12 protein-coding genes and 1 pseudogene are annotated in these 13,492 nt (G+C 40.5%); all 13 read right to left on the reverse strand.

The features are described 5' to 3' along the window. Positions 1-119: 119 nt before the first annotated feature. The 13 genes and pseudogenes from rpsD to mnmA all read right to left on the reverse strand — a co-directional run bounded on the left by rpsD (position 120) and on the right by mnmA (position 13,359). Positions 120-731: a 30S ribosomal protein S4 gene (rpsD, locus tag A4H00_RS03720; protein WP_067087439.1), complete on the reverse strand. Its 612-nt coding sequence runs from the start codon at positions 729-731 to the stop codon at positions 120-122. Positions 732-1,049: 318 nt separating this feature from the next. Beyond that, positions 1,050-1,205, reverse strand: a complete 156-nt coding sequence (locus tag A4H00_RS11825) for a hypothetical protein (protein WP_157770982.1) — start codon at positions 1,203-1,205, stop codon at positions 1,050-1,052. 48 nt (positions 1,206-1,253) lie between these two features. After that, positions 1,254-2,498, reverse strand: coding sequence for a bifunctional folylpolyglutamate synthase/dihydrofolate synthase (locus A4H00_RS03725; RefSeq protein ID WP_067087442.1), 1,245 nt, complete (start codon positions 2,496-2,498; stop codon positions 1,254-1,256). 206 nt (positions 2,499-2,704) lie between these two features. Continuing rightward, the gene (locus A4H00_RS03730; protein WP_067087444.1) at positions 2,705-3,601 is read right to left on the reverse strand and encodes a helix-turn-helix domain-containing protein; all 897 of its coding nucleotides are present in this window, start codon (positions 3,599-3,601) and stop codon (positions 2,705-2,707) included. A 319-nt stretch (positions 3,602-3,920) separates the two neighbouring features. Continuing rightward, positions 3,921-4,394, reverse strand: a complete 474-nt coding sequence (gene tnpA, locus A4H00_RS03735) for an IS200/IS605 family transposase (protein ID WP_067087447.1) — start codon at positions 4,392-4,394, stop codon at positions 3,921-3,923. 475 nt (positions 4,395-4,869) lie between these two features. Then, on the reverse strand, positions 4,870-5,121 hold the full coding sequence (locus A4H00_RS03740; protein ID WP_067087450.1) for a Veg family protein: 252 nt from the start codon (positions 5,119-5,121) through the stop codon (positions 4,870-4,872). A 2-nt stretch (positions 5,122-5,123) separates the two neighbouring features. Then, complete coding sequence (dnaB, locus tag A4H00_RS03745) at positions 5,124-6,479, reverse strand: replicative DNA helicase (protein WP_067087452.1); 1,356 nt, start codon at positions 6,477-6,479, stop codon at positions 5,124-5,126. A 32-nt stretch (positions 6,480-6,511) separates the two neighbouring features. After that, positions 6,512-6,964 carry a 50S ribosomal protein L9 gene (gene rplI / locus A4H00_RS03750; protein ID WP_067087455.1) on the reverse strand — a complete coding sequence of 151 codons (453 nt, stop codon included), beginning with the start codon at positions 6,962-6,964 and terminating at the stop codon, positions 6,512-6,514. 11 nt (positions 6,965-6,975) lie between these two features. After that, complete coding sequence (locus A4H00_RS03755; RefSeq protein WP_067087457.1) at positions 6,976-8,934, reverse strand: DHH family phosphoesterase; 1,959 nt, start codon at positions 8,932-8,934, stop codon at positions 6,976-6,978. 138 nt (positions 8,935-9,072) lie between these two features. Continuing rightward, the gene (mnmG, locus tag A4H00_RS03760; protein ID WP_067087460.1) at positions 9,073-10,983 is read right to left on the reverse strand and encodes a tRNA uridine-5-carboxymethylaminomethyl(34) synthesis enzyme MnmG; all 1,911 of its coding nucleotides are present in this window, start codon (positions 10,981-10,983) and stop codon (positions 9,073-9,075) included. 3 nt (positions 10,984-10,986) lie between these two features. Continuing rightward, entirely contained in the window at positions 10,987-11,454 is a 468-nt protein-coding gene (locus A4H00_RS03765) for an NUDIX hydrolase (RefSeq protein ID WP_067091455.1), read from the reverse strand. A 129-nt stretch (positions 11,455-11,583) separates the two neighbouring features. Then, positions 11,584-12,202: pseudogene (locus A4H00_RS03770) on the reverse strand (RpiB/LacA/LacB family sugar-phosphate isomerase). A gap of 35 nt (positions 12,203-12,237) precedes the next feature. Beyond that, a complete protein-coding gene (gene mnmA, locus A4H00_RS03775) occupies positions 12,238-13,359 on the reverse strand; it encodes a tRNA 2-thiouridine(34) synthase MnmA (protein ID WP_067087463.1) in 1,122 nt (373 codons plus the stop codon). Positions 13,360-13,492: the final 133 nt, after the last annotated feature.

Raw genomic sequence — 13,492 nt, forward strand, 5'->3', positions numbered from 1 at the left:
CCTATTTACCAATCACTTGCAATAGTTTTTGTAATTTTTTTCACAAATGTATTGATTTTCATTTTCATGCAAAACAAAAAGCCCACTTGCGTAGGCTTTCTGTAATATACATAATGAAATTAAAGCATTTTGTTGTAGAATTCAACGACAAGTGCTTCGTTAATTTCTGGGTTGATTTCGTCGCGTTCTGGAAGGCGAGTTAATGAACCTTCTAATTTATCAGCATCAAATGATACGAATGCTGGACGTCCAAGAGTTGCTTCAACTGCTTCAAGGATTGCAGGTACTTTCAATGATTTTTCACGAACGGAAATCACTTGACCTACTTCAACACGGTAGCTAGGAATGTCAACGCGTTTTCCGTCAACAAGGATATGACCGTGGTTTACAAATTGACGTGCTTGACGACGAGTTGTTGCAAGACCAAGACGGTAAACAACGTTGTCCAAACGACGCTCAAGAAGAAGCATGAAGTTGAAACCAAGAATTCCGCCTTTGATTTTTGTAGCTTGTACGAACAAGTTACGGAATTGCTTCTCACCTACACCGTAAGAGAAACGAAGTTTTTGTTTCTCAGCCAATTGCAAACCGTATTCTGACAATTTGCTGCGGTTGTTTGGTCCATGTTGACCTGGTACATAGTTACGACGAGCAAGCTCTTTACCTGTACCTGTAAGTGACAAACCAAGACGGCGTGCTTGTTTCCAAGATGGTCCTGTATAACGTGACATAAGAATGTCCTCCATAAAATAAATTTTTTATGGAAATAGTCTTTGAGAAATCCTGATTCGTGCAGGTACCCTTCGCCTAAACAGCTAAGGTTACTTCTATTGCAAAGTACCTGTTGACGAGCTTCATATTCCTCTGCTGCTATTTCACACAAGGGATAGTATATCATAGAAAAAAGGCTTTGTAAAGCCTTTTGTACATTTTATCACGACAGACGCAGGAAAAATTGCACACCAAAAGTTCTAAAATGAAGCTAGCCACTTAGGATAAGTTAATAAGGTCAGAGTTTGATTTTTGACGAGTATTAGAACTTTTGTTCTTCACTTAATAACCTGATTTTTCGGGACAATATCAAGTTCAATTGACAGACCCGTCTTCTCTTGTAATAGTTGGACATAGCGCTCAATTTCACGAAAAGTATGGTATTCTTCTTTTTGAAAGGTTGCTAAAAAAGCTTCTTTTTCTTGATGTGTCATACCTATTTATTCGAAAAACAGGAACATAAATCAATCAAGTAATGATAGCTACTTTGAGTTTTTTTCGATAGCTTTTCTGACTTCTGCGATGAAGTAGAGAGAGCCCGTTATAAAGAGCAGTTCCCCTTCAAGCGACTGACGCTCCCATTCTTGAATGAATTGGACATAATCCGCTATATAAGGTATCCCTTTAGGAGCATCTAGCTCGTCTATCCCTCCATCATAGGCAAAGCTCGTTAAAATCAAGCGAGCTTCCGGTAGCCGTTCGCAAATAGAATCCAGCATTTCTCGGAAATCTTTCCGTTTCAATGCTGAAAATAAAATTGTAACCCTATTCCATTGCTGAGACTGGACAAAATCGACCAGCCGCTCAATTGCTGGCAAATTATGTGCGCCGTCTAAGTACATGCGATTTGTACCACCAATCCGTTCGAGTCGACCAGCCCACTGGGTGTTTTTCAAGGTTTTCAAAACCTCTTCTTGGTCAATGTGGATATCTTGATGATTCATCAACAGATAAAAAGCCTGCAATGCTAGCGCTGCATTTTCTTCTTGATGCTGACCAATCAGCCCCAGTTCGATCCCTTCTATTTGCCAAGTGTCACTGCGAAATTGACCATTCATTAAGACAAAATCTCGTCCTTCATAGTAGAGCGGGGCGTGATGGGCACTCGCTGTTTTCTTGCAAATTTGCAAAGCAACATCAGGCATAGGTCCCAATATAATAGGTGCTTTCTCCTTTATGATCCCTGCTTTTTGTTCCGCAATCTCAGTGAGACTATTTCCTAATAAATCCTGATGATCCAAGCCAATAGAGGTAATGATACTTATCAAAGGCTCCACCACATTGGTCGTGTCTAGCAATCCTCCGATTCCTACCTCAACCAAAGCAATATCAAGCCGCTGCGCCTGAAAATAGAGTAGCATCACTAGCGTCAGCACTTCAAAATAGCGGAACGGCTCATAAACCTGTTCGACTTTCTTCTCCAGCTGAAAAACACGCTCAAGCAACTTCTGAAAATCAGCTTTCGCAATCGGCTGCCCATTGATACAGATACGGTCATGAACCGTTACCAAATGCGGTGATACAAACGTTCCTACACGTAAGTTATGTCCCTCCAACAGGCTTCTCAAAAATGCAATAGTCGACCCCTTCCCATTCGTACCCGCCACATGAACCACCGGCAGTCCCTGCTCTGGGTGTCCTAGTAAATCCAACGCATACCGCACCTTCTCCATCTTATAGCGGTAGTTCCTTCCCTGCTTCTCATTGAGCCATTTTTCTAACGTCATCCCATCCTCCAACACCCCTATCCTATCAAGTTTCCCCTAAAAAATCAAAAGAAAAAGGGGGATTAAAAATCCCACCATGGCCCTGGCCACCCTTCTCCAAAAACTCCAATCACACTTAAAAATTTAAACATCTTATATCTCCTTATCTCTTTGATAAGTTTAGTATACAAGATTTATACTTTTCACAACAGGACAAATTTGTCACATTAGGCAATATTTTCCTGCCATTCCGCTTCCAGTCGCTCTGCAAGATATGTATTCCCAATTAGCTGAGCAAAATTAATCGCTTCTTCATAGTAAAATGTTGCTTGTTCCCTATTCTTTGTATGGAATAACTCATATTTCCACTTTAGCATACTCAAAATTGGCTTCTTCTGAAAATCCTGACTCATCATCATGATGTCATCTAAAGCTTTGAATAGTCTAGGAAAAAATTCGTATTTTCCCGATTTTCCTAATATCCCAATTGCTGCCATTAGAACGTCACGCAGGACAAATAAGTCTTCTGCGATTACGACATCTACTTGATGGACTAAGACTTCTAGTAACTCTAAAAAATCTGGAAACTGCTCTTCTTCTTGCCAATATTTTATGCGTTCTATATAGAGGCGTATAATTAACAAATCATTAATTTTATACGAATCTTTCTGGCGGATCTGAAAAAAGTACTCATCAATAATTTCCTGACCAAAGTGTGCTGTTTGCGTTTCTGCAACATCTAGCGCTGACCGAAAGGCATCTATCGCTATCTTTTCTTCTTCTGGTAATCTATCATAGAAGTCATCATAGATTTCTTCTAAGAGAGCCTCACGTTTCTCTACTAATTCAGGCTTTCCGTATGTAGGTACACGTAACACATCGTACTTTAACTTTGTATAACGAGATGGCAACTCGACATAATCCGGCATCAATTGATAAAGAGTCATACCCAAACGTTGGGCAATGAAGGTAATTTTGCTCAATGTTGGCTTAGATTGTCCGGCTTCTATCCGCATCAACTGTCGAGCAGTTAATTCAACTTCATCTTCACAAAACTGCTCTCTAGTAATACCCAAATTTTCCCGCAATCGTCGAACTTTTGCCCCAAATTCTTTGTTATCCACAGCATCACCTCCATCTTAATATCTCAATTATTATACAAAAGTATCAGAAAATTTTCAATATTTTTTCACCGAGATATTCAACCTTTATCATTCGAAAATGAGATGCCCCATCTGTCAAACTAGAAAGATGAGAAAGATAGAAGAACCATGACAGAATCAAAGAAATAGGGGAGTGAGACAAAGTCATAACCACCCGTGAAAACGGGTGGCTTGTACACCGGCTATAAGCCGTTTCCCTCCAGCGGGCGTCTAAAGACGCTCGCTGAACTTCGTTCAGGTTAGCTTCTATTACTTGACTAATGCCCGTAACAACGGGCTTTTATCTTGTTCTAAAACCTCCATCTGAAAATGGATCTTCATACTCTTTAACACTCAACTTATCAAGAGCGATGTCAGTCTTTTCCTGCTCACGGATATACTTCGCAACAGTTTTCTCGTTTAATCCTACCGTACTGACGTAATAGCCTCTTGCCCAAAACTTGCGATTTCCATACTTATATTTTAAATTCGCATGTTTATCAAATATCATTAAGGCACTTTTACTTTTCAGATAGCCCATAAAATCAGAAATCGCAAGTTTTGGAGGAATGAGAACTAACATGTGAACATGATCTGACATCATGTGACCTTCAATAATTTCAACTCCTTTATATTGGCATAGATGACGGAAAATATCGATTAAATCCTGCCTAATTTTGTAGTATATGGCTTTTCTTCGGTACTTCGGTGTGAAGACAATATGATATTTGCACATCCATTTGGTGTGTGATAAACTATAACTGCTTTTAGTCATTTATTTTTCCTCCTTTGTCTAACTTGAACAATTAGATTATAGTAGGAAAAATAAATGAAAGCTAGAAGCCTTGTTAGCCACCAGCTTAGCTGGTGGTTTTCTTGTTCTGCTCTGCGAGAAGAACTGGCTTGAAGCCATAACAGGATGAGCGTAAAGCGCTCACCCACGAAAGAATATAATCTGGAAGATTTCGTATAAAAAATCGGTATTTCGCAGAAATCGATTATCCTCACTCCTTTATTTTTAGGTTCGGGCTAAACGAATCTACTGGATTCGTTTACTCTCACCCACGCAAGGTTGATGCAGTCTGTAGAATGTTGATTTATCAACGTTTTACAAACCCGACAAGCCTCGCTTTCGAGTCTCTAGGATTGGGTATTAATAGTCACTTTTCTGACGATTGATATGCGTCAAACTGTTAAATCTATAAAGGAATTGAGGCTGGACACTTTTGTCTCAGCCTCATTTTATTCTACTAATCCAAATAATGAATCAAAATCTTTTCTGTTAACACATCAGAATAGGTATAGGATTCTACATAGGTATTATTCGGGTCTTCATATTCTACGATAAAGAGGGATTGATACACCTCTGTAATTCGACCTTGCTTATTTTTCTCCCGTTTTCGGCCATTTTCAAGGGTTAATTCAACAACTTGCCCTTCATGGTTTTTAATATCTTCTTTGATTTGCTTCATCTTAGCAACATCTGTAAATGCATCACTCATTCTTATCCATCCTCTCTCTTGGAAATACTTGAAAATTTATTGTATTCTTTTTTAAACATCAGTTCAACCGTTCCACGTGCTCCTGAACGGTTTTTTTCAATGATGACTTCAACAGTATCATTTGGAATTCCACCCTCTTCTTGGCCTCCCCGTTCATAATAATCATCACGATAAAGGAAGGCTACAATATCTGCATCCTGCTCAATCGAACCAGACTCCCGAATATCAGACAAGACTGGACGCTTATCTTGGCGCTGTTCCACACCACGAGATAGCTGACTAAGCGCAATAACAGGCACTTTCAGCTCTTTGGCCAAAATCTTCAATTGGCGAGAAATTTCAGAAACTTCCTGTTGACGATTTTCCCGACCGGTGCCTGTAATCAACTGCAAATAGTCAATCAAAATCAAGCCGAGATTGCCTGTTTCTTGCGCTAATTTCCGAGAGCGAGAACGAATTTCAGTAATCTTAATCCCTGGCGTATCATCAATATAGATACTCGCATTGGCCAAATTTGCCTGTGCCATGGTCAATTTTTGCCATTCTTCATCAGTCAAATGACCTGTACGAATCGAACGGGAGTTAATCATGCCTTCTGCAGCTAACATCCGGTCAACGAGACTTTCAGCCCCCATTTCTAGGGAAAAGATAGCAACTGTCAATCCTAGTTTGGTACCAATATTTTGTGCAATATTTAAGGCAAAGGCCGTCTTTCCGACCGCTGGACGCGCCGCCAAAATAATCAACTCTTCTTCATGCAAACCTGTTGTCATCGCATCCAAGGCTGGATAACCCGTCGCAATTCCTGTAATATCAGATGTTTGTTGCGAGCGTCTTTCCAAATTTTCAAAGTTGATATGTAAAATATCCTCAATCTGCTTAAACCCGCTACGGCTTGCACCTTCACTGACATCAATTAAGGCCTTTTCAGCACGCGCAATAATCTCATCTGACTCATCTGCCCCATCATAGGCTTGATTAATCGAATCCGTCAGACTCGAAATCAGCTTTCGTAAATTTGATTTTTCGGCAACAATCTTGGCATAATATTCCGCATTCGCAGAAGTTGGTACCGAATTAATCACTTCTGCCAGATAGCTGAGACCGCCAATATTTTCCAAGTCCCCATGATTAGCTAGATAATTCCGCATGGTGGTCGCATCAATCGCTTCATGACGATCCGACAAGGCAATCATTGCTTTAAAAATCAGCTGGTGGGCGTATTTGAAGAAATCGTCTGCTTCAATATATTCGCGAACGAAAACTAATTTTCCCTCATCGATAAAAATTGCACCAAGAACAGACTGTTCTGCTAAAATATCTTGAGGTTGTACACGCAGTTCATCCAATTCTGCCAAGATTCTCACCTCCCATCTCTACTACAATTTACTTAGGCTTCCTTAATGCTTAAGTTAATAACACCTGTCACATCTTGATAAATTTTCACAGGAACATCGATTAAGCCAACCGCACGAATTGGATGATCCAACTGGATATTCCGCTTGTCTATCTTAATACCGAATTGTTTTTCCAACTCCTCAGCAATTTTCTTGCTTGTAATGGAGCCAAACGTACGACCATCTGGACCAACTTTTTCAACAAAGGAAACAAGCGTCTTATCTTCAGCTAATCTCGCCTTAATTGCTTCTGCTTCTGCTAACATCTCAGCATGGGCTTTTTCTTGCGATTTTTGTTTACCACGTAATTCACTAATGGCTTGATTAGTCGCCTCCTTGGCAAGATTTTTCTTAATCAAGAAATTTTGGGCGTATCCTGTTGGAACTTCCTTGATTTCCCCTTTTTTACCTTTCCCTTTGACATCTGCTAAAAAAATAACTTTCATGTAAATTCCTCCTATATTTCTTTTAATTCCTCTTCAATCACTTGCTGTAATTTCATTTGAACTTGGTCAAGTGATTCATAATGCACTTGGGCTGCTGCAAGATTAAAATGACCACCTCCACCCATCTCTTCCATGATTCGCTGTACGTTTACCTTACTGCGGCTACGAGCTGAAATAGCGATATAATCATTGACATTTTTTGTGACAACAAAGACTGCTTCAATCCCTGCCATCCCTAAAATCGTATCCGCTGCCTTACTTGGGACAATCGTATCATAGGCAATTTGTTCATCGCCACAAACCAAAACAATATGGTCTGAAATCTTTTGTCCTCTTAAAATCAATTCGTTGATTTGGCGGTATTCGTTGAAATCCGTTGCCGCAATCTGCTGAATTTCTGAACTATCACTACCACGATTTCTGAGGTAACTTGCCACATCAAATGTTCGGCTAGTCACGCGCGAGGTGAAATTCTTGGTATCAAGCATAATCCCTGCCATGAGAAGACTAGACTGAAGTCGATTGAGCTTATGGTGCTTATCATTTTGAAATTGAATCAATTCCGTTACCAGTTCACTTGCTGAACTTGCACCACTCTCAATATAAGTCAAGACTGCATTTTCTGGGAAATCTGCATCACGACGATGATGATCAACCACTACAACTTGACTAAACAATTCATAAAATTCTTTTGACAAGGTCAAACCAATCTTAGAATGATCGACCATAATGAGAAGCGATTGAGAAGTCACCTGCTTCTTGGCTTCCTCTACCGTCAATAAATTCGAGCAATTTTCATGAGCCAATCGCTGGATTGCTCGCTCAATATCAGCTGACATTTCCTGTGAATTGTAGACAGTGTAGGCATTATTCATGATATTTTGTGCAAAATACTGCATTCCAACAGCAGAACCCAAGGCATCCATATCCAAGTTGCGATGTCCCACCACAAAGACCTTATCCACCATTTTCAATTTGTCCGAAACAGCCGTCATCATCGCACGTGTACGCGTTCGTGTCCGTTTAACAGCAGAAGCAGAGCCACCGCCGAAAAAGAGTGGCTGTTTGCTCTCATCATTTTCTTTAACAACAACTTGGTCCCCGCCCCGAACTTCAGCCATATTGAGATTTTGTAAAGCAACCTGACCGATTTGCTGATGATTACTAGCTCCATAAGCAATTCCTATACTTAGGGTCAAGGCCAACTCCATCTGTTTTGCTTCTTCACGAAACCGGTTGATAACCGAAAATTTATCTTCAATTAATCCTTCCAAAACCGCATAATCTGTAAAGAAGTAGAAACGATCCATGGTTCCACGACGGTAGTAAATCCCATTCTCGTTTGCGAAATCAGATACAAATTGTGCTAAAAAGCTATTGATTTGGCTAATCTGAGAATCGGAATAAATATCTTCTAACTCATCATAATTATCGACAGAAATAATCCCAATAGCAGGCCGACTACCAATCAAATTTGAGGTAGCATAATATTCTGTTGACGCATCAAAAAAGTAGAAGATTCCTTGTTCAAAATCTACGTAGACTGCATAACGTTTGTCAGCAATTGTTACATAAGTCCTATCCTCATCCAGACCAACGTCAATCATTTCCCGCAGTTTTCGTTGATCAAACTCACCATCTTCCTTGACAAATAGAAGCTCTGCATAAGGGTTAAACCACTCTACTTGATTGTCTTCTGAGATTTTAATCACACCAACTGGCATATGGGCCAATAAGCGCATCAGACCAGAATCAGCCTGAGCATTTAGATACTCAATCTGTTCCACTTCACTCACTTCATAGGAATGTTGTTGGAAAATAAATAATAGAACAAGTAAGAATAAGGCGATAAAAATGGATAAATAGGTAATTGTAGATGTCGGGTATAAACTTTGTATTAAAGCTACTAATCCAAAGAGAATGATCCCAATCATCACAAAATGAATCGTTGCAAATCGAAATTTTTTCATCACTAACCTCTGCTTGCCATTCTACCATAAAATCGCTGAAAATGCTAGTTTCTATTTCCAATCAAAGCGAACCAGAAAAGATCCTGCTCCTATTCAGTTAGGTAAAAAAGACCGAACAAACTGTCCAGTCCTTAATCATTATTTTTTAGCCTGATTCTTTGAAATAGAACGACTCCGTCCTTCTAGATAAACCATGAGGATTGAAATATCTGCTGGATTGACCCCTGAAATACGGCTAGCTTGTCCAATCGTTTCTGGGGAAATCAACTTGAATTTCTGACGTGCTTCGGTCGCAATGGAATCAATATCATCCCAATCAATATCTGCTGGAATCCGTTTTTCTTCCATCCGTTTCATTTTTTCAACCTGGTCCAAGGCTTTAGTAATATAACCCTCATATTTCACCTCGGTTTCAATCAATTCAATGGTCTTATCAGACAGTTCCTCAGCAGCTAGACCAACAAATTGAATAACATCCGCATAGGTGATTTCAGGTCTTCTCATAAACTCTTTTGCAGTCAGCGCATCTGTCAGCGGTTTAAAGCCCATCGCGACAACCTTCTCATTGGTTTCCTTGACAGGTTTTAACTTGATTGACTCCAACCGAGCCATTTCATTTTCGAACTGATTCTTGTGAATCTGAAAGACCTGATAACGCTCATCATCGACCAAACCAACCTGACGCCCAATTTCTGTCAAACGCATATCTGCATTGTCATGCCGCAAAATCAATCGATATTCTGCCCGACTCGTCAAGAGGCGATAAGGTTCAACTGTTCCTTTAGTCACCAAGTCATCAATCATCACGCCAATATAGCCATCACTACGTTTCAAAATCAATTCTGGTTTGCCTTGTACTTTAAGAGCAGCATTGATTCCTGCTACAATTCCCTGACCCGCGGCTTCTTCATATCCTGAAGTCCCATTAGTTTGTCCAGCAGTAAACAGACCTGAGATTTTTTTGGTTTCAAGAGTCGCCCGCAATTGATGAGGCATGACCATATCGTACTCAATTGCATAGCCTGTCCGCATCATTTCTGCATTTTCAAGTCCCTTAATAGAGTGAACCAAGTCCTTTTGCACATCTTCTGGAAGGCTGGTTGAAAGCCCCTGAATATAAATCTCATCGGTATCACGCCCCTCTGGTTCTAAGAACAACTGATGACGCTCTTTATCCGCAAAGCGCACAATTTTATCTTCAATAGATGGACAATAGCGTGGACCTACTCCTTTTACCACACCTGAAAACATAGGCGCTCTGTGAAGATTACTATTGATAATTTCATGGCTACACGCATTCGTATAAGTCAACCAGCATGGAATCTGGTCTTGCAAGTAATCTTCATCTTTAGATAAAAAAGAAAAATGGTTCGGCTTTTCATCTCCAGGTTGAACTTCTGTTGCAGTATAATCAACTGTTCTTGCATTGACCCGAGGAGGCGTTCCTGTCTTAAACCGCCCAATTTCAAGGCCTAATTCTTTCAAGTTATCCGCCAAAGTGACAGAAGCTAAGCTGTTGTTTGGACCTGAGGAATATTTTAAATCGCCAATGATAATCTCTCCACGCAAAGCTGTACCTGTCGTTACAACGACTGCCTTTGCCGCAAGATATTGATTGGTTGCTGTCCGAACACCAATGACTCGATTGTCTTCAACCAAAATCTCATCAATCATGGTCTGACGAAGAGTTAGATTCTCCTGTTGTTCCACCGTACGCTTCATCTCTAGCGAGTATTTGGCCTTATCAGCCTGGGCACGAAGAGCACGTACAGCAGGACCTTTTCCTGTATTCAGCATTTTCATCTGAATGTAGGTCTTGTCAATATTGCGCCCCATTTCGCCACCAAGAGCATCAATCTCACGGACTACAATCCCCTTAGCCGATCCACCAATAGACGGATTACAAGGCATAAAAGCCACCATATCCAAGTTAATCGTTGCAAGAAGGGTCTTACACCCCATCCGACTGGTGGCAAGACCCGCTTCTACACCCGCATGGCCCGCGCCAATTACAATCACGTCATACTCTTCTGTAAACGAATATGTCATCTCCTAGTCTCCTTTAATTCTGATATGGTCAATCGCCCCTGACCAGCTAGGTAAGGCCGTTTTCAAAAAAGCGGGAACTACATCAATATTGACAAGATTGTTAACATCTATCCAATAACACGGACTTCCCCACTCTTCCTCAATCATCTGAGAAGGCAGATTTCCCAATGGTTCAACGATATAGTGAAACTCAATATTGTGAAAATTGACTGGCTCTTTCTTGTCAACTACTGTAAACTCATTTTCAACAATAAAAGCTAGTTGCTTGACTGCTACATCAATCCCTAGTTCTTCTTTTACCTCTCTGACCACTGCAGCTTCTGTTGACTCGCCAACCTGAATAGCTCCGCCAATCGTATAGTATTTCTGAGTATCCTCACGATAGGAAAGAAAGAGCTTTTGATTTTTCAGAATTAGTGCTGCCGCTCGAATCCCGAAAGTTTTCCCGTTGCTTCTCGTTCTAAAATCCACTTTTTTCGGCCTTTCTAGACAAAAAGAGCCAAAACCCTCAGAAACTGCACGCAAAAAACGTCCAATTCCTATGAGCTTTGACCATCATAGCATTGTTATACTTCTATTTTATCAGATTGGCACAGAATGTCAACCAAGGAATCGCTGCAATTTATCCACCAATGCACGATTCTTCGCATTTTCGTTAATATACTGATAGAGAGTCTTTCGATTGGCTATTTTCCGGAGCAAACCTTCGTCCATTTCATCTATGATTTCTAGCAATGTTTTCTTAGTGAGTTGATTGAAGCTTATTAATAACGCTGTTTCTTGCCGTTTCCTAGCAGCATCTTCCTTCGGATAACCAATCCCAAATTCACCATCGAATAATTTTTCAAGCGTATATTCCAAGTTTAATTCCCCACACCATCCCATATTCAATCCGAGCGGTAAGGAAACAACATTGCCATTATTGATTCTACCAAACAAGAAAGCATCCTGTGGTGTCTGAATGAATCCACATCGGAGACCAGGCAAGCATCATCCCTTGACCAGATGAACATCCCGTCACAACAAATTCCAAGGCCTGAGTCTCAATCAATAAACTAATCATAACTGCAATTTCTACATAGGAATAGCTCACTGTCTCACTTGCAAATACGCCTAAGTTGACAACTTCGTGCTGACTTGCGACTGATTTTTGAACAGCCTGGACTAATGTATCGTTCATATCCGTTCTAGTGCTAGCCTGTATGACTCCGATTTTCATAGCTTACTCCATATAACATTTACAAAGTTGTCAACTTAAATATATTGACACACTTTTCCATCTTTAAAGGCAAGGTCAATCATGCCCCCACCTAGGCATTCATCGCCATTATAGAAAACAACGGCTTGACCAGGAGTAATGGCCCGTTGTGGTTCAGCAAAGACAACTTCTGCTTTGTCATCTTTAACATGGACTGTCACTTTTGAATCTGGTTGGCGGTAACGGAATTTTGCCGTACATTCCAGCGTAAAGTTTTCAGGCATCTCCTGTGTAAAGTGAACTTGACTAGCTGTCAAGCTAGTTGACATCAACGATTCATGATAGAATCCTTGTCCCACATATAAAATATTTTGTGACAAATCTTTTCCAACAACAAACCATGGAGCATTATCCCCACCAATTTGTCCACCGATACCAAGTCCCCCACGTTGGCCAATGGTGTAATACATGAGACCTGCATGTTCCCCCATATCTCGACCATCAACTGTCATCATGCGTCCTTTTTGAGCAGGCAGATACTGGCTGAGAAATTCTTTAAAGTTCTTTTCACCGATAAAACAAATCCCAGTCGAATCTTTTTTCTTAGCTGTGGCAAGACCAGCACGTTCAGCAATTTCACGTACTTCTGATTTCTGCAAATGCCCTAAAGGAAACATCGTTTTCTGCAATTGTTCTTGCGATAATTGACTGAGAAAATAGGTCTGATCCTTGCCATTATCAGCCCCACGCAGCATGTGAACAAGGCCATTCTCATCTCGCTTCACTTGTGCATAATGACCTGTCGCTACATAATCAGCCCCCAAGTTCATCGCATAGTCTAAAAAGGCTTTGAATTTAATCTCCTTATTACACATCACATCAGGATTCGGTGTTCGTCCTGCCCGGTATTCGGCAAGAAAATATTCAAATACTCGGTCCCAATACTCTTTTTCAAAGTTGACAGAGTAGTACGGTATCCCAATTTGATCCGCAACAGCTGCTACATCTTTGTAATCTTCTGTCGCAGTACAAAAGCCATTTTCGTCTGTGTCGTCCCAGTTTTTCATGAAGATGCCAATCACATCATAGCCTTGCTCCTTGAGCAAAAGGGCCGTGACAGAGGAATCAACACCCCCACTCATCCCAACGACAACACGTATCTTTGAGTTATCACTCATTGTCTATTCTCCCATCAATTTAATCTAGTGTAAACTTCCTTTACACCATCTATTTTCAAAAAACGATTGAAGGTCGATTTTGAAGTGCAGATAGCACAGACAGTATTATACCACATCCCTGTCTATTTTCTAG

The organism is Streptococcus marmotae, assembly GCF_001623565.1.
Classification (GTDB): domain Bacteria; phylum Bacillota; class Bacilli; order Lactobacillales; family Streptococcaceae; genus Streptococcus; species Streptococcus marmotae.